Raw genomic sequence first — 18107 nt, forward strand, 5'->3', positions numbered from 1 at the left:
TGGCACCTCATCAAACGGATGAAGGCCATGCTAGGAGGGCAATGCGTCCCTGATGTGGCAGGAAGGCAAAATGGGGCGATAGTGGTATTGGTAGATTTGGGTTGTCTGGGCGATGACGTATTCAGATCGGCGACATTTCCTGCGCCAACCCCAGAAACGCCGCCGGCAACCGTGCGCCTTTGCGCTCCTTGAGGCAGTACAGATACTCCGGAATCTGCGGCGCATGCTCGATGGTCAGCACCCGCAACTGCGGGTCATGGGGCACTTCCTGGCGTGCAATGATGCTGATGCCGATATTGCGCAGCACCGCCTCGCGGATCGACTCGCGGCTGCCGATCTCCAGCAGCGGCCCATAACTCACACCGGCGCCCTGCAACATTTCTTCGGTCAGTCGTCGCGTGGTGGAGCCGGCCTCGCGCATCAACAAGGTGTGCCCGGCCAACGCACTGAGCGGCACATGGTCGAGCTTGGCCAGCGGGTGGTTGCGATGCACCGCCAGCACCAGCGGGTCGGTGCCGAGCACGCGGCGGATCAGACGCGGGTCTTCGAGCAATTGTGAGGAGGCGGCGACGTCGACGCGGTAATCGTCCAGTGCTTCGAGGACCTGCTGTGAGTTGCCGATCTCCACCGATACCTCCACGTGGGGCAGGCGTTCGCGGAAGGCTTTGACCAGGTCGAGGATGTAATACGGCGCCGTCGCGGCAATCCTCAATGCGCCCTGCACCTGGCCGGTGTTGCGCAGGAAAAACTCGATATCCGCTTCCTGCTGCAACAACGTCTTGACCATCGGCAGCAGCCGCGCGCCGTCGTCACTGACGGTGAGGCGGCGCCCGCCACGGTAGAACAGCTCAACGCCGTATTGGCTTTCCAGGTTGCGGATCTGGGTGGTGACCGTGGGCTGGCTCAAGCCGAGTTTTTTCGCCGCCTGGGTGATGCTGCCCAGGCGGGCGACCATGAAAAAAGCCTTCAGCTCGGCACTCAGCACACCACCCTCTCATCGTTTATTTGCGCAACAGGCGCAGGCCATTGAACACCACCAGCAGGCTCACGCCCATGTCGGCGAACACCGCCATCCACATAGTGGCCATGCCCAGGAAGGTGACCGCCAGGAAGATCGCCTTGATCACCAGCGCCAGGGCGATGTTCTGCTTGAGGATACTCGACGTTTGCCGCGAGAGCCGAATGAAAGCCGGAATCTTGCGCAAATCATCGTCCATCAACGCCACGTCGGCGGTCTCGATGGCGGTGTCGGTGCCCGCTGCGGCCATGGCAAAGCCGATCTCGGCACGGGCCAGGGCCGGCGCGTCGTTGATGCCGTCGCCGACCATGCCGACGCGGTGGCCTTGGCCGTAGAGGGTTTCGATAGCGTGCAGTTTGTCGGTGGGCAACAGGTCGCCCTGAGCCTGATCGATGCCGACCTGGGCGCCAATTGCCTGGGCGGTGTGGGTGTTGTCGCCAGTGAGCATCAGGGTCTTGATCCCCAACGCATGCAACTGCTGGATGGCTTCGCGGCTGCTGTCTTTGACGGTGTCGGCCACGGCGAACAGCGCCAGCGGGCCGGACTTGTCGAGCAGCAACACCACGGACTTGCCTTGTTTTTCCAGGGCGAAGAGTTTTTCTTCCAGGGCCGGCGAGCACAGGCCGAGGTCTTCCACCAGGCGATGGTTGCCCAGGTGGTAGGTCTGGCCATTGATATCGCCGCGCACACCCCGCCCGGCCAGGGCCTCGAAGTTATCCACAACGTGCGTCGGCAGGTTTTTATCCACAGCCGCGTTGGCGATGGCCAGGGACACCGGGTGGTCGGACCGCCCGGCCAAACTGACGGCCAGGGCCGGCGCGCTGTCCTCGACGTTGGGGAACAGTGGCAAGTAGTCAGTTTGCACCGGCTTGCCGTGGGTGATGGTGCCGGTCTTGTCGAGGGCCAGATAATCAAGCTTGTAACCGCCCTCCAGGTACACGCCGCCCTTGATCAGAATGCCTTTGCGCGCCGCTGCCGCCAGGCCGCTGACGATGGTCACCGGGGTGGAAATCACCAGTGCACAAGGGCACGCGACCACCAGCAGCACGAGGGCGCGGTAGATCCAGTCAAACCAGGCGCCGGCCATGAACAGCGGCGGGATCACTGCCACGCCCAGGGCAAACAGGAACACGGCCGGGGTGTAGACCTTCGAGAAGCTGTCGACAAAGCGCTGGGTCGGCGCCCTTGCGCCTTGGGCCTGCTCCACGGCGTGGATGATGCGCGCCAGGGTGGAGTTGTTGGCCGCAGCCGTCACCTTGTATTCCAGGGAGCCGGCCTGGTTGATGGTGCCGGCGAAGACTTTATCGCCCACGGTCTTTTCAATCGGCAGGCTTTCGCCGGTGATCGGCGCCTGGTCGATGGTGGACTGGCCGGCGGTGACTTCACCGTCCAGGCCAATGCGTTCGCCGGGCTTTACCCTCACGATCGCGCCAATCTCAATACTTTTGACGTCCTGTTCAGCCCACGAACCGTCCGCCTGCCGAACTGTGGCCTGCTCGGGTGTCATCTGCATCAAGCCGCTGATGGCGTTGCGTGCACGGTCCAGGGACTTGGCTTCGATCAGCTCGGCCACGGTAAACAGGAACATCACCATGGCCGCTTCCGGCCACTGGCCAATCAGCACGGCGCCGGTGACGGCGATGCTCATCAGGGCATTGATGTTCAGGTTGAGGTTTTTCAGGGCGATCCAGCCCTTTTTGTAGGTGGTGAGGCCGCCGCTGAGGATCGACACCAGCGCCACCACTGCAATCACCCACGTCGGCGCGGCGTTGGTGAAGTGCAGCACTTCGGCGCCTAACGCGCCGACGCCAGACACCGCCAGCGGCCACCCGTGTTTCTTGGCAGGCGGCTCGGCGGCCGGGGTGCCTTCCTCGATAGGGTCAGCCTGCATGCCGAGGGATTTGATCGCGTCGATGATCGGCGCTGTAGTCGGCAGGTCATGGGTGACGCCGAGGATCCGGTTGATCAGGTTGAATTCCAGTTGCTGCACGCCGGCCAGCTTGCCCAGTTTGTTCTGGATCAGCGTCTGCTCGGTGGGGCAGTCCATGGCTTCGATGCGGAAGGTGCTCAGGCGCGAGCCGGCGGTGGGGGCTTCGCTCAGTTGCACCACCGCAGGGGCTGGCGTGCCGGAACAGCAGGAACCGCCGTGGCCATGGTTGTGCACAGGCGTGAGTTTCTTCGGGGCATGATCGTGGTCATGGTCATGACCGTGGTCGTGCTTGTGTGGGGTGTGGAGGGAATCGCTCATTCTGTCGCGTCCGTAAAGGTGCCTGTTGCCAAGTAAAGACCCTGTAGCCACTATAGGGTCAAGCACCCATTTGGAGATTGCTGCGATGAAGATCGGCGAACTGGCCAAACTGACCGACTGTCAGGTGGAAACCATCCGGTATTACGAGAAAGAAGGCCTGCTGCCACCGCCGGCCCGCACGGACGCCAACTACCGCGTGTACACCCAGGCGCACACCGAACGGCTGATCTTTATCCGCAACTGCCGCAGCCTGGACATGACCCTGGAAGAAATCCGCAGCCTGCTGGGCCTGCGCGACAGCCCCCAGGACCAGTGCGAAAGCGTGAATGCGTTGATCGACGAGCACATCCACCACGTGAAAGCGCGGATTGATGGGCTGTTGGCGTTGCAGGAACAATTGCTCGACCTGCGCCAACGCTGTGGCGGCGGGCCGGAATGCGGGATTCTGCAGCGTCTGGAAGTCAGCGGGAGTGTCGCGGCCAGCGAGGCCGAGCACTCACATGTGGGCCGTAGCCACGGGCACTAACCCAGATGGATGGCGCCCCACAGGGGACTTGTGCAGCGACGAAGATCCACTGTAGGAGCTGGCTTGCCTGCGATGGCGACGGCACAGCCAATAGAGAGGTCGCCTGACCCACCGCTATCGCCGGCAAGCCAGCTCCCACAGTGATTAGTGTTGCTGCAAGTCTTCGGGCAATAGAGCCTCGGGGATGTTCTGGTAACTCACCGGCCGCAGGAACCGGCGGATCGCCATCGTGCCCACCGACGTCGCGCCAAAGTTGGTCGACGCCGGATACGGCCCGCCATGCACCATGGCCTCGCTCACTTCCACACCGGTCGGGAAGCCATTGGCAAGAATGCGCCCGGCCTTGCGCTCCAGAATCGGCAGCAAGCGGCTGACCTCGGCGCTGTCCGCTGCATCCAGATGAACCGTGCAAGTCAGCTGGCCTTCCAGGGAACGCGCAACCTCCAGCATCTCCTCGCCATCCTTGACCGTCACCACCAGCCCCAACGGGCCGAACACTTCATGACCCAATGACGCATTGGCCAGCCATTCGCGGCCCGTGGTGGCGAACAGATACGGCATCGCCTGGCGCGGCTCGCAGGTGTTGGACAGCACTTCACGCACACCCACGGCATTGGCCACACGTTCACGGCCATCGCGATACGCGGCGGCAATGCCTTCTGTCAGCATCACCTGGGCGCCGACCGGCGCCAACGCGGTGACCGCCGCGTCGATAAACGCATTGGCCGCCTCACCTTCAGCCAACACCGCCACGCCAGGGTTGGTGCAGAACTGCCCCGCGCCCATGGTCAATGAACCGGCCCAACCCTTGGCAATCTCCAACCCGCGCGTCGCCACCGCATGGGGCATCAGGAACATCGGGTTCACCGAACCCAACTCGCCAAAAAACGGAATCGGCTCGAATCGCTTGGCACACAGATCAAACAACGCCCTGCCCGCCCCCAGCGAACCGGTGAAACCCACCGCCTTGATCAGCGGATGCTGCACCAGCCGTTGCCCCACCGCCCGCGAACCGCCGTGCACCAGGCTGAAGACGCCCGGGTGAACGTCGCACTGCTTGATCGCCGCATGAATCGCCTCGGCCACGATCTCGCTGGTGCCAGGGTGCGCCTCGTGCCCCTTCACCACTACCGGGCAACCGGCAGCCAGCGCCGACGCCACGTCACCGCCTGCGGTGGAGAACGCCAGCGGGAAGTTCGACGCCCCAAATACCGCCACCGGCCCGATCGGGCGCTGGATCAAGCGAATGTCCGGGCGCGGCAGCGGCTGGCGATCGGGCAACGGCAAATCGCGGCGACGGTCCAGGTAATCCCCCGCCAGAATATGCGACGCAAACAATCGCAACTGCCCCACGGTGCGCCCACGCTCACCTTGCAAGCGCCCTTCCGGCAGGCCGGTTTCCAGCGCGCCCACGGTGGTGATGATCGCCGCCCGCGCCTCGATTTCATCGGCGATGGCATTCAACAATTCGGCCCGCGCCTCCCGGCTCGAATAACCGAAGCTCCAGAACGCCGCTTCCGCAGCCTCGCAGGCGCGGTTCACCAGTTCGATGCTGCCTGCCGAAAACCACTGGGCCGGGCCCTGGGTCGGTGCGTTGGAAAAGGTGCTGTCGCCGGCGACCCAAACGCCTGCGATCAGGTGCTTGCCGTGGGGTGTAAAAGACATGGGCGTTTCCCGAAGTTGAAATGGATTAACCGAAATAGCGCACGCGGATAGCGTCAATGGCCACGGCGATAAAGATCATCACGCCACCGATCATGCCGACATAAAACGACGGCACATTCACAATCGCCAGGCCGACCTGGATCACCGTCAGCAACAATACGCCGCCCAGTACGCCTTTGACGTTACCGCGCCCGCCGAACACGCTGACGCCACCGATGATCGGCGCGGCAATCGCATACAAGAGGTAGCTGGAACCCTGGCTGGAGGTGATCGCCATCTGCCAGGACGCCAGCAGAAAGCCCGCCGCCGCCGCGAGAAAACCGGAGATGGTGTAGGTGATGATTTTCACCCGGTCCACGCGGATACCCGCCGAGTTCGACGCAATCGGGTTGCCGCCCACCGCGTAGATCGAGCGACCCAGCACCGTGCGGCGCAGCACCACGCCCATCACCACCAGCGCGACCAGGAACACCACCGGCATCAGCGGCCAGCCACCGAGGGTGACTTGGCCGATCCAGATGTAGCCGTCAGCCATGTTGGTCAGCGTGGTGCCCTGGGTCAGCGCCAGCAGCGCGCCTTGCAGAATGATCATCATCGCCAGGGTTTCGATCAGCGAGACCATTTTCAGCCGGGTGATGCACAGCCCGTTGAAGAAGCCGATCGCAGTGCCCACCAGCAAGCCGATGATCACGGCCAGGTACCACGGCAACCCCCAGCTGGAATAGGCCAGTGCGCCCACCGCCGAAGAGAACCCGGCATTGGCCGGGATCGACAAGTCGATCTCCGCCACCAGCAACGGCAGCGCCACCGCGAGCCCCAACATACCGAGCACCGTGGCTTGCACCATCACGTTCTGCAGGTTGAACAGGGTGAAGAAGAATTCGTTGAACAGGCCGAAGCCCGCCACCAGCGCGATCAGCCAGATCCACACCACGTTGTGCAGCACCCAGCCCAGCACGGCCGGGCCGTTGATTTTGGTTGCGGCAGGCGCTACCCCGTTGCCGGGTTTCACTAAAGTACTCATACCCGTGTCTCCACTCTTTTTCTTATTCAACTGCTGGATCCTTGTACGGATGCGCGGATGCGCTCGACGCTGATGTCCTCTCCCGTCAATGTTTCCTTGATCGTGCCCTGATCGAAGATGCACACCCGGTCCACCGCGCGCACCAGTTCATCGGTGTCGCTGGACACGATGATTACCGCCACGCCGGCATCACTGAGTTCGTCGATGATGCGCAACACGTCCTGCTTCACGCCCATGTCGATACCCCGCGTAGGCTCGTCCACCATCAACAGGCGTGGCTGGGTCGCCAGCACCCGGCCCAGGCAGACCTTTTGCTGGTTGCCGCCGCTGAGGGTGTTCACCGAGTAATCCGGATTGGGCGATTTCACGCCCATTGCCGCGAAGTAGTGATTGATCACCGAGGCTTCGGCGTCGGCGTCGATAAACCCCAATCGGCTGCGCGTGGCGAGGGACGACATGGCGATGTTGCTGCCAATCGACATCTGCCCCACGGCGCCGTCCTTGCGGCGGTCGTCGGAGAGGTAGGCAATGCCCGCCTCGAACGCCGCATTGGGGGAACGTGGCAGTGGGCGCACGTCTTCGCCGTTCATCGCCAGGGTGCCGATGGCCGGGTGCAGGCCGAAAATCGCCCGGGCCATTTCCTTCGCGCCGGCACCGGGCAACCCGGTAAACCCGACCACCTCACCTGGCGCGATGTCCAGGCTGTCGAGCGCCAGCCACTTGCCACGCACACCGCGCAGGGAAATCGCCGGCGCCTTGCCGCTGTGGTCGCGGCGCTTGCGCTGGAACAGCTGCACGCCGTGGCCGATCACCAGTTCGGTGAGCTGCTCGGAGGTCAGCCCGGTGATGTCCGAACGCGTACCCGCCAGGGCGCCGTCGCGCAGCACGGTGACCGCGTCGCAGATTTCGAGGATCTCGTCGTTGTAGTGGGAGATGAAGATGAAGGTCACGCCCTCGCCTTTGAGGCGCAGCATGAAGTCGAACAACTGGCGCCGGTCGACCACGGTCAGTGACGCGGTTGGCTCATCGAGGATGATGACCTTGCCCCCGGAAAACATCGCCCGCAGGATGTTCAGCTTGCGCCGCGCCACGGCGTCGAGCTGCCCGGCGAGCGCCTTGGGGTCGATGCCGGAGCCGTCGAGCATGCGCGCCGCGTCCGCGTTCAACTGCTTCCAATCGACCAGGCCATTGCGCGTCGGCCAGATACCGAGCATCAGGTTTTCAGCGGCGGTGAGGTTGCCGATGATCATCGGCTCCTGGGTCACCAGGAACACCCCGGCCTGCTCCATCACCTTGACGTCCACCTGCTTGAGCGGCTGCCCGTTCATGAGGATCTGCCCGGAGGTGGGGATGACCTGCCCGGAAATAATCCCCACCAGCGTGGATTTGCCCGCACCGTTTTCCCCCAGCAGCCCATGGATCGAGCCGCGACGGATTTGCGTGGTCACCCCGCGCAAGGCGCGGACCGGGCCATAGCTTTTGGCGACATTCTCGATGCTCAGGATCGTGTCGTCGGGCGTTGGGTGTAAGGTCATTTTGTTGTTCTCACCATCACCTTGTCGGATAAACATCGCGCCAGCCGTTGCTCACGCCGCGCGACGGCCCATCACTTGGAGGCCACGCCCCACACCTTCTCCGCGACGTAGCCCCAGTGGCGTTTATCGTCGGCGTTTTCAGGGGTGATCATGAACGCCGGGATCACCAGCGCCGGGCCCGTCTTGCCCTGCACGATCTCGCCGGTTTCCCAGAAGTAATCCTTGTTCTGGTAGGTACCCAGCGGCACGGCCTGGCCGTTGAGGGCGTACTTGGTGATCATTTCCACGGCGATCTGGCCGTAGGCAACCGGGTCCTGGGACACACAGCCGTCCATGTAGCCGTCCTTGATCCAGTCCAGCGCCACGGGTTCGCCGTCGATATTGATGAAGATGACGTGGCCTTTTTCGCCGACTTTTTTCCAGCGGTCCTTCTGCTTCAGCGCGGCGGCGATCCCCCGTGACGGCGAGTCCGACGGCGCGTGCACGGCGTCCAGGTCAGGGAATTCCGAGAGGGTCGAGAGCGTGACCGACTGCATCTTGTCCAACTGGCCTTCGGTGGGCCGTGCGAGGTATTTGATCTCGGGGTATTTGGCGAATACCGAGTCCATGCCCTCTTTGCGCAGGCGCCACGCCACCGAGGCCAGGGCGCCGAAGCAGTTGAGCACGGTGCCTTTGGGGCTGCCGTATTTGGCCACCAGGCGTTTGACGATTTCTTCAGCGGCCATCACGCCGCCCTTGAAGTTGTCGAAGCTCACGGTGATCGCCACGTCGCCGCCGTCGGCCGGGGTGTCGATAATGCCCACCGGGATCTTGCGTTGGTTGTAGCGCTTGATCGCCGAGACGATGGCCTGGCTGTCGATGGGGTCGGAGATGATCGCCGACGGCTGGGACAGCATCAGGCTTTGCCATTGGCCCAGCTGGGTGGTGGTGTCGAAGCTGGCATTGGTCGCCTGAAACTTGCCGGACTGGGCCAGCACCGCACGCTTGACCGACTCTTCCTGGATCACGAAGAAGTAGTAATCCAGGCTCTTGTTCGAATAGGCCACCGACAGCGGGGTCTGTGCCATGGCCGTGCGCCCCAGCAGCGAACCCAACCCCAGTACCACACCGCCTGCCAGGACACTGCGGCGGCTCACGCTCGAAAAATCGACTTTTTTCATGGAAGTGACTCCGACTTATTATTGTTGGTTGAGTACGTCTTTCCTTTCTTCACGCGTCATGCGGTATAGCTCCAGACAAACCGGGAAATCAGCGCATCTGTACGTAGGACGTGCCGTCAAAACAGCCCACTACCATGCCCACCGCTTCGCGGGTGAACAGGCCGTTTTCCAACACGCCCGGGATTCGGTTCAGCTCGATTTCCAGGGGCGCCGGGTCGGTGAGCACCGGGCCGCAATGGCAGTCGAGAATGAAGTTGCCGCTGTCGGTCACCACGGTCTCGCCGTTGCGTTCGCGGCGGATGATCTGCACCTCGCGGATGCCATGTTCGGCCAGCACGCGCTGGACCAGGCGCTCGGTCTGCTTCCAGCCGAACTGCACCACTTCCACCGGCAGCGGGAAGGCGCCCAGGCGGTCGACGATCTTGGTTTCGTCGGTCACGCAAATCATGCGTTTGGAGGCGTGGGCGATGATCTTTTCCCACAGCAGGCAAGCGCCGCCGCCCTTGATCATGTTGAACTGGCGGTCGATCTCGTCGGGGCCATCGACGGTCAAGTCCAGCTCGCCGATCTCGTTGGGGTCGGTGATTTCGATGCCGACTTCCCGCGCCACGTCATTGGTGGAGCGCGAGGTGGTGGTGCAGGTCAGTTTCAAGCCGTTGGCCACGTGCTTGCCCAGCTCGCGAACGAAGAAATGCGAGGTGGTCCCGGAGCCCAGGCCCAGCTTCATGCCATCGCGCACAAATTCCTCGATCACCCGGCGGGCGGCGACCTTCTTGGCTTCGTTCTGTTGATTACTCATTACCTGCTCCACGGATCGGGGTTTAAATTTTGTCGGTACGCCAGGAATCGAGAGCGGTCAGTTGATCGGGGAACTGACTGCCGCTGGCGATGGCAATCGCCGCCACCAGCATGTTGGTGACCAAATGGTGGTTGAGCCGTGATGCCAAGGGCGTCATCAGCTCGGTGTGTTCGTAGGGCTTCACGGCGATCAGCACGTCCGAGACTTTCGCCAGCGGGCTGTCATCGGCGGCAATCGACACCACCTTGGCCCCGGCTTTGCGCGCGGCAATGGCCATGTCGACCATCTGCCGGGTGTGCCCCGACTGCGAAAAGATCAGCGCGATTTCACCGCTGCGTGCGCCTTCGGCGTGCATTTCCTGGCGCTTGCCACCGAGCAAGGCCTGGCAGCGCATGCCCAGGCGCTGGAACTTGTGCTCGGCGTCCAGCGCGTTGACCACCGAAATGCCGGTGGCGTAGATGCCTACCCAGCTCGCGGCCTGCAACAGCTGCGCGGCCTCGGCAACTTTTTCCGGTTTCAGGTCTTCTTCCAAACGCTGGATCGCGTTCAACGAATTGCGGCAGGTCTTGCGCACAATGTTGTCGATGCTGTCATCCGGGATGATCTGCTCGTAGGCAAACGGCGCCGACGGCACCAGGCTCTGCACCAGGTGCAGCTTCAATTCCTGATAGCTCTCGAAACCGAAACGCCGGCAGAAACGCATCACGGTCGGGTCGCTGACCGAACAGGTTTCCGACAACTTGGCCATGCTCATCTGCAGCACTTTGGACGGTGATGTGGAGACGAAATTGGCCACCCGGCGCTCGGCGCGGTGCATGTTCTTGCTTTCATCAATAATGCGTTGCAGCAAACTGTCGCTCATATCCGCTCCTTGGCGATTGGTGGGCTGCGTTGTAACAGATCAGCCAAACGGTTCAAGCGCTGCGCCGGGGAAATCTCCACCAGTGGGCCACCGCCCCACGGCACCACAAAAAACATGACACCAGCGGCCTGCGCGGTTTGCTGGTCAACCCGGGTATCGCCCACATAGGCCCAAGTGTGGTCGGCCAGCGCCATGGCATCGGCCACGGCAAGCAAGTGGCCGGGGTCCGGTTTGCAGGCCGGCACGGCGTCGGCGCCAATCGCGGCATCGAACAGATCCGCCAGGCCCAGTTGCTGCAGCACCTTGCCGGTGACGGCGTGGTTCTTGTTGGTGCAGATGCCCAGGCGGATACCGGCTTCGCGCAGCGCCACCAGGTCTTCGCGCACATGGGGGTAGAACCGCGTGCGCCCGGCCGGGTCGTCCATATAGGCCTGCAAGTAGCCTTCAAACGCGCGCTGCACCTGGGCCTCGGTGTAGGGAATATCCAGGTCTTCGAGGATGTCGACGATCAAGCGCCGAGGCCCGTTGCCCAGGAATGTCTCCACGTGGTCCGGGGCCAGTTCCGGCCAGCCGTTGAGCGTGAAGCCAACATTCAGGGCCTTCGCGATATCGCAGGCGCTGTCGATCAGCGTCCCGTCGAGATCAAAAATCAGCGCGTTATAGACGGCCATGAAAAGACTCCTAATCGAAAAGAGGGGCGCCGAGCTCAACAAAGGTGTCCCTGAGCGTCGGGTACAAATGGCGATAGATGCGATGGGCCTGAGCGTGAACCTCGGCCGTGGCGCCGTCTGGCGCCTGGCGGGTCATTGCACGGCAGCTGGCGGCGGCACTCGCTGCGTCGGGCCATACGTTGACCGCCAGCCCGGCCACCAGCGCCGCGCCGAATGCTGCCCCCTCGGCCGCGCCTTCGGTGGTCACCACGTCGCAGCCGAAAATATCTGCCTGCAACTGGCGCCACAGCACCGAGCGCGCACCACCACCAGACGCCTTGATCACCTGCCCGGCAATGCCCAGCGGGCGCATCAACGCGTACATATCGGCGAGGGCATAGACCGAGCCTTCCATCACGGCGCGGGCCATATCACCGCGTTGATGGCGACCGGTGAGGCCGATAAAGGCAGCCCGCAGAACCGGGTCCGGATAAGGGCAGCGTTCGCCATTGAGGTAGGGCAAAAACAGCAGGCCATGGGCGCCGGGCGGGCTGTCGGCAGCTTCGGCAGCGATCTGCTCGAAGGGCACGCCGGCGCAGAAGGTGTCGCGAAACCAGTTCATCGAACCACCGGCGTTCAGCGACACGCCCATGCAATGCCACTTGTCGGCGGCGACGTTGCAGAAGATCTGCAGGCGGCCGTCCGGGTTGTCCTGGGGGGTGTCCAGCGCCGCCGCGAGGATGCCGGCGGTGCCGATGGTGGTTTGCAATTCGCCGGGCGCAATCACGCCGGAGCCGAGGGTCTGGATCACGGAGTCGCCACCGCCACCCACCACGGGCGTGCCCACGGGCAGGCCAAACAGCTGGGCACCCTGGGCGCTGACCCGGCCGGAAATCACTTGGGATTCAAACACCGGTGGCAACAACGCGGGGTCAATCCCCAACGTCTCGACCAGCCCCGTCGCCCACTGCCGCGAGCGCACATTGAACAGGCCGGTCCCCGACGCATCGGACACTTCGCTGGCGACTTCACCGGTCAGGCGCAGGCGCAAATAGTCCTTGGGGTTGAGCACCGTGGCCAGGCGTGCGAACAGCTCGGGTTCATGGCGCTGCATCCACACGATCTTGCCGCCGGTGTAACCCACCAGCATGCGGTTGTCGGTGGCCGCCAGCAGGCCTTCAAGGCCACCGGCTGCCTGGGTGATCCACTCGCATTCGGCGGCGTTGCGCTGGTCGTTCCACAGGATCGCCGGGCGCAGGACGTTGTGTGTGGCGTCCAACGGCACCAGCCCGTGCATCTGGCCGGACAAACCCACCGCCAGCAATTCCACGCCGGGCGCCTTGGCCAGTACCCCGGCAATCGCACGGCGGGCGCCATCGATCCACAGTTCAGGGTCTTGCTCGGTCCAGCCGGGCCGCGGTTGGGACAGCGGATACGTCGCCGTGTCGGCGGCAATCACTGCGCCATGGGCGTCCAGCAGCAACGCCTTGCACCCGGAGGTGCCGATGTCGATACCAATAAGGGCCTGCATGGCTCAATTCCCGACGCCATGGTGCAGGCGCACATGCTTGAAGTTGAAGTACTCCAGCAACCCTTCGCGCCCGTGCTCGTAACCCACGCCACTCTGTTTGCGGCCACCGTAAGGTGCATTCATGATCCCGGCATCGACGTTATTGATCGCCACGTTGCCGTAGTCGAGTTGAGCCGACAGGGTGTGGATGTCCACCAGGTCCCGGGCGTACACATACGCGGCCAGCCCGTAAGGCGTGTCGTTGGCCAGGTGCACGGCTTCGGCCAGGTCATCGAAGGGCGCGACACCCACCAGCGGGCCGAAGGTTTCTTCGCTCATCACCAGCATCTGGTGGGTGCAGTCGGCGACCACGGTGGGGCGGAAGAAATGCCCGTGGGCGAACTCCTCGCCTTCGGGCGCCTTACCGCCAGCGACCAGACGTGCGCCTTTGGCCAGTGCGTCTTCAAGGTGGGCGCGGGTTTTGTTCAGGGGCTCAGCGGAGGCCATGGCGCCCAAATCGGCGCCGGGGTTTTCCAGGCCGTTGCGCACCGTCAGCGCCTCGGCGGCGGCGCCCAGCTGGGTGACGAATGTTTCGTAGATCGAACGGTGCACATAGATGCGGTTGATCGCGATACAGATCTGCCCGCAGTTACGGAAGCTGCGACGCGTGGCGCCTTTGACGGCCGCGGCGACATCCGCGCTGGCGGTGACCACCATCGGGCAGTTGCCACCCAGTTCCAGGGACAGGCGCTTGACCTGCGGGCAACTGCGCTGGATATGCAGGCCCACGGCACTGGAGCCGGTGAACGCGACTTTGCTGACGTCCGGGTGTTCGACCAGCGCCTGGCCGACCACCGAGCCCTTGCCGGTCAACACATTGACCACGCCTGCGGGGATCCCGGCTTCGATGCATTTTTGCGCAATGGCCAGCGCGGTGAACGGCGTCAGCTCGGCAGGCTTGATCACGATGGTGCAACCAGCGGCCAGGCTCGCACAGAGCTTCCAGCCGACCAGCTCGGCCGGGTAATTCCACGGCGTAATCGCAGCGACGACGCCAATCGGCTCGCGCACCACCAGGCTCTGGAAACCCGGTTGGTCGTTGGGCACGATCTCGCCGTGCACGCGGGTGGCTTCTTCTGCATAGAAGTGGCAGGCCTCGGCGAGCTTGAGCACTTCGCCACGGGCTTCATTGACGGGCTTGCCCTGCTCGGAGGTCATCACCTGTGCCAGGGTCTGCGCATCGGCGGCGATCAAGTCGCCCAAACGATGCAAGGCGCTGGCGCGGGTTTTCGGCAGTTCGCGGGACCACAGTAGAAAGGCACGGCGTGCAGCGGCCACGGTCTCGTTGATTTCTTGCGGCGTGGCAGCGGCGATATGCCCCAGCACCTCACCGGTCGCCGGGTTCTCCACCGGCAACTGAGCGCCGGCGCCTTTGCGCAGCTGACCCTCGATAAACAAAGCGCCTTGCAGCGCGGCAATCGTGTCGCCGTGAATCTTATTGTTATGCATCGAACTGCTCCGTCACCGGTCTTGGCGGTTGAACCACTCGCTTAATTCGAAAATATAGTATTGCTAGCTTTTTGCAATAGCCTGGCGAAAATTCACTCAACTTCGTTTTGCACCAAAACTGCTCACGAACGGCTGAAACACTTAATATTCGCCTTATTTTTCAGCAAATTAGTCTTAAAACGCGTTTTTTATCGCGAAAAATGCAGTTTCTTTCATACGAGAGCGCTTGACCGTGCTTAAAATCGAAACGTAGCATTACTAGATATCAAACAATAAAGGATCACCCTCATGCTGCCCATCTCACTCAAGCACGCCAAATTGGTCGGTCGGGTCTGGCTTCCCGGCAAGGGCCCCAGCGTGGTGATCCTGCGCGAAAACGTGCTGATCGACGTCACGCCGTCCGTGGTCTCCATGGCCGATTTTCTCGACAACAACCCTGCCGAACGCTTCGACACCCTGGCCGGTGAGCCGGTGGGCGACCTCGCGGACCTGATCCTTGAACCTTCCGAGATGGGCTATCACTCGGACCGCCCTTGCCTGCTGGCACCGTGCGATTTCCAGGCGCTCAAGGCCTGCGGCGTGACCTTTGCCAGAAGTATGGTCGAACGCGTGATTGATGAGCGCACGGCGGGCGATCCCGGCCGGGCCAATGAACTGCGCGCGCTGATCGGTTCGTTGATCGGCGACAGCCTGTCCAATGTGCAGGCCGGTTCCGCCAAGGCGGCCGAGATCAAGGCTGCGCTGATAGCCGAAGGCCTGTGGTCGCAATACCTGGAAGTGGGCATCGGCCCGGACGCCGAAGTGTTCACCAAATCCCAGCCCATGGCGGCAGTCGGTTACGGCGCGCAGGTGGGCATCAACCGTATTTCCGAGTGGAACAACCCCGAGCCCGAAGTGGTGCTGGCGGTGGACAGCCAGGGCAATATCCGTGGCGCCACCCTGGGCAATGACGTGAACCTGCGCGACGTGGAAGGCCGCTCGGCGCTGCTGCTGGGCAAGGCCAAGGACAACAACGCCTCGTGCTCCATCGGGCCGTTTATTCGCCTGTTCGACGAGCACTTCACCCTGACCGACATTGAAAACGCGACCCTCACCCTGTCGGTCAGCGGCCTCGACGGTTTTGAAATGTCCGGCGGTTCGAACATGGCCGAGATCAGCCGCAAGCCGGCGAACCTGGTCGAGCAGACCCGCAACAATTCGCACCAGTACCCGGACGGCTTCATGCTGTTCCTCGGCACCATGTTTGCGCCGACCCAGGACCGCGAGAAAAAGGGCTCGGGCTTTACCCATAAGGCCGGCGACCTGGTGGAAATTTCCACGCCGCTGCTGGGCACCTTGCGCAATACCGTCGTGTACTCCGACGAAGCCGCGCCCTGGACCTTCGGCACCCGCGCACTCATGCGCAACCTGGCAAAACGGGGGCTGCTATGAGCCAGAAGTTGGTCGTGACTGACCAGGCGTTTGGCAACACACGCCATGAACAGGCCGCCGCCGCACTGGTCGGCGCGCAGTTTTCCGAGCACCAATGCCGCAGCGAAGACGAAACCCTGGAAGCGGTGCGCGGCGCCCATGCGGTGATCAACAACTTCGCGCCGATGACCCATCGCGTGATGGCGGCCATGGCGCCGGGCGCGGTGGTGGTGCGCTACGGCGTCGGCGTGGATAACGTCGACCTCGCGGCGGCCAAGGAACTGGGGATTCGCGTGTGCAACGTGCCGGACTACGGCGTCGAAGAGGTGGCTGACCATGCTGCCGCGATGACCCTGGCCCTGGCGCGCAAGCTCGATCATTACGGCACCGGTATTCGCAACGGCGAGTGGAAGATCGCGCAGATGGTCGACGGTGTGCGCTCCCTGCGTGACACCACGGTTGGCCTTATTGGCTTGGGCCGCATTGCCCGCGCCTTTGCGTCACGCATGACGGCGTTTGGCTGCACGATTGTGGGTTATGACCCGTACGTGACCAACCAGCAGGCGCGGGAGTCGGGGATCGAGCCGATGTCGCGGGCCGAGGTGATTGCTTGCGCCAACGTGCTGTCGCTGCATGTGCCGCTGACGCCCGAGACGCGCCATGTGATCGATGCCGATGCCATCGCGCGGATGCCCAGGGGGGCTATTCTGATCAACTGCTCCCGGGGTGGTTTGATCGATGAAACAGCCCTGGCCCAGGCGCTGGTCAGCGGGCAGTTGTCGGGGGCGGGGTTGGATGTGTTCGAGAAGGAGCCGTTGCCGGCGGATTCGCCGTTGCGCAGTGCGCCGCACTTGTTAGTGTCGCCGCATGCGGCGTTTTTTTCTGATGCGTCGGTGGATGCGTTGCAGCGGTTGGCCAGTGAGGAAGCCTTGCGCGGCTTGCGCGGAGAAGCATTGCGCTGTGCGTTGACTTGAGCTGAATCAGGGCAGGCAGCTGGCTCGGATTGGATTAGCTTGGCTCACCGCATTCTAAATGTGGGAGCTGGCTTGCCTGCGATGGCGGTTTGTCTGGGTACATATCCGTTATTGGGATTACGGCCTCTATTGGTTCCGCTCTTACAGCGGGTCACTTTTGAACAGCCGGAATGCCGGCCCAGCCAAAAGTAACCAAAAGGCTCTTGCCCCACCACTCGGCACCTCGCTTAGGCTCGGTGTGCCCGTAATCCGACATTGATTTGGGGGGCCGCCGCCACGCGCCATCCATGGCGCGGGGCGGCTAAACCGGCATCCCTGCCGGTTTACCCCCCAAATCAATATCGAATTCCGGCCAGCGTGGTTAACGGGGCGCCTAGGATCAAGATCACCAGCAGAGCAAAAGCAGAGCAAAAGCGGGTGTTTGGCTGGCTTCCATTTGTGGTGAGGGACGCGGGATGAATTATTCGGAAAAACAGGCGCTGAACGGCAAGCTGGCGTTGGTGACGGGGGCCGGTCAAGGCATTGGGGCGGCGATCGCTGAAGCCTTGGCGGCGACGGGTGCGGAGGTGATTTGCACCGATATCCTGCAGGCTCGGGCCTTGGCGACGGCACAGCAGTTGATCGAAAAAGGCTACGCCGCGCGGGCGCATGCGCTGGATGTGACGAACAGCGCCGCAATCAATGCGTTGGCGACGTCGCTGCCGCCGCTGGATGTGCTGGTGTGCAACGCTGGCATTGTCACCAACACGCCGGCCGAGGAGATGACTGACGAGGAGTGGGACAAGGTCATCACCGTCAACCTGACCGGCGTGTTTCGTACCTGTCGGGGTTTTGGCCGGCGCATGCTGGAGGCCGGGCGCGGTTCGGTGATCAATATCGGGTCGATGTCGGGGCAGGTGGTCAACGTGCCGCAGCCGCAATGCCACTACAACGCGTCAAAGGCGGGTGTGCATCAACTGACCAAGTCATTGGCGGTGGAGTGGGCAACGCGCGGGGTGCGGGTGAACGCGGTGGCGCCGACGTATATCGAAACACCGCTGCTGCATGGGCTGGAAAGCCAGCCGGGGTTGATCCAGCGCTGGCTGGACATGACCCCCGCCGGGCGCATGGGGCAGCCTCATGAGGTCGCGTCGCTGGTGCAGTTCCTGGCTTCCGATGCGTCGAGCCTGCTGACAGGCTCGATCATCAATGCGGATGCGGGCTACACCTGCATCTAG

At 63.0% G+C, this 18107-nt stretch carries 15 protein-coding genes; 4 read left to right on the forward strand and 11 right to left on the reverse strand.

The annotated features are described in order from the left end of the window. Positions 1-121 precede the first annotated feature (121 nt). Both ACVWVP_RS01385 and ACVWVP_RS01390 read right to left on the reverse strand, forming a co-directional pair. Complete coding sequence (locus ACVWVP_RS01385) at positions 122-985, reverse strand: LysR family transcriptional regulator (RefSeq protein ID WP_457404280.1); 864 nt, start codon at positions 983-985, stop codon at positions 122-124. 16 nt (positions 986-1001) lie between these two features. Further along, on the reverse strand, positions 1002-3266 hold the full coding sequence (locus ACVWVP_RS01390; protein WP_457404282.1) for a heavy metal translocating P-type ATPase: 2265 nt from the start codon (positions 3264-3266) through the stop codon (positions 1002-1004). 85 nt (positions 3267-3351) lie between these two features. On the opposite strand from ACVWVP_RS01390, the gene cadR reads away from it, so the two are divergent. Beyond that, positions 3352-3792, forward strand: coding sequence for a Cd(II)/Pb(II)-responsive transcriptional regulator (gene cadR, locus ACVWVP_RS01395; RefSeq protein WP_178920004.1), 441 nt, complete (start codon positions 3352-3354; stop codon positions 3790-3792). Positions 3793-3936: 144 nt separating this feature from the next. Here the strand turns inward: cadR and ACVWVP_RS01400 are convergent, their stop codons facing one another. The 9 genes from ACVWVP_RS01400 to ACVWVP_RS01440 form a co-directional block, all read right to left on the reverse strand. Continuing rightward, complete coding sequence (locus tag ACVWVP_RS01400; RefSeq protein ID WP_457404285.1) at positions 3937-5457, reverse strand: aldehyde dehydrogenase (NADP(+)); 1521 nt, start codon at positions 5455-5457, stop codon at positions 3937-3939. 25 nt (positions 5458-5482) lie between these two features. Beyond that, complete coding sequence (locus tag ACVWVP_RS01405; RefSeq protein WP_178920002.1) at positions 5483-6481, reverse strand: ABC transporter permease; 999 nt, start codon at positions 6479-6481, stop codon at positions 5483-5485. A 26-nt stretch (positions 6482-6507) separates the two neighbouring features. Further along, positions 6508-8016: a sugar ABC transporter ATP-binding protein gene (locus ACVWVP_RS01410; RefSeq protein ID WP_457404287.1), complete on the reverse strand. Its 1509-nt coding sequence runs from the start codon at positions 8014-8016 to the stop codon at positions 6508-6510. Positions 8017-8087: 71 nt separating this feature from the next. Further along, positions 8088-9176: a sugar ABC transporter substrate-binding protein gene (locus ACVWVP_RS01415; RefSeq protein WP_016972997.1), complete on the reverse strand. Its 1089-nt coding sequence runs from the start codon at positions 9174-9176 to the stop codon at positions 8088-8090. 88 nt (positions 9177-9264) lie between these two features. Continuing rightward, the gene (gene rpiA / locus ACVWVP_RS01420) at positions 9265-9975 is read right to left on the reverse strand and encodes a ribose 5-phosphate isomerase A (protein WP_457404289.1); all 711 of its coding nucleotides are present in this window, start codon (positions 9973-9975) and stop codon (positions 9265-9267) included. 22 nt (positions 9976-9997) lie between these two features. Beyond that, positions 9998-10837 (reverse strand): MurR/RpiR family transcriptional regulator, encoded by an 840-nt coding sequence (locus ACVWVP_RS01425; protein ID WP_457404291.1) that lies wholly within the window; start codon positions 10835-10837, stop codon positions 9998-10000. Continuing rightward, the gene (locus tag ACVWVP_RS01430; RefSeq protein ID WP_178919998.1) at positions 10834-11508 is read right to left on the reverse strand and encodes an HAD family hydrolase; all 675 of its coding nucleotides are present in this window, start codon (positions 11506-11508) and stop codon (positions 10834-10836) included. The genes ACVWVP_RS01425 and ACVWVP_RS01430 overlap by 4 nt, the downstream gene beginning before the upstream one ends. A gap of 10 nt (positions 11509-11518) precedes the next feature. Continuing rightward, on the reverse strand, positions 11519-13018 hold the full coding sequence (gene xylB, locus ACVWVP_RS01435) for a xylulokinase (RefSeq protein ID WP_457404293.1): 1500 nt from the start codon (positions 13016-13018) through the stop codon (positions 11519-11521). Between the two features lie 3 nt (positions 13019-13021). Next, positions 13022-14506, reverse strand: coding sequence for an aldehyde dehydrogenase family protein (locus ACVWVP_RS01440; protein WP_457404295.1), 1485 nt, complete (start codon positions 14504-14506; stop codon positions 13022-13024). Between the two features lie 288 nt (positions 14507-14794). Here ACVWVP_RS01440 and ACVWVP_RS01445 point away from each other — a divergent pair, with 288 nt between their 5' ends. From ACVWVP_RS01445 to ACVWVP_RS01455, 3 genes are all read left to right on the forward strand, one after another. Then, positions 14795-15937 (forward strand): fumarylacetoacetate hydrolase family protein, encoded by a 1143-nt coding sequence (locus tag ACVWVP_RS01445; protein ID WP_178919995.1) that lies wholly within the window; start codon positions 14795-14797, stop codon positions 15935-15937. Further along, positions 15934-16890 carry a C-terminal binding protein gene (locus ACVWVP_RS01450; RefSeq protein ID WP_259172297.1) on the forward strand — a complete coding sequence of 319 codons (957 nt, stop codon included), beginning with the start codon at positions 15934-15936 and terminating at the stop codon, positions 16888-16890. Before ACVWVP_RS01445 ends, ACVWVP_RS01450 begins: the two co-directional genes overlap by 4 nt. Positions 16891-17345: 455 nt before the next feature. Beyond that, a complete protein-coding gene (locus tag ACVWVP_RS01455; RefSeq protein WP_457404297.1) occupies positions 17346-18107 on the forward strand; it encodes an SDR family NAD(P)-dependent oxidoreductase in 762 nt (253 codons plus the stop codon).

The organism is Pseudomonas sp. TE24901 (assembly GCF_054058375.1).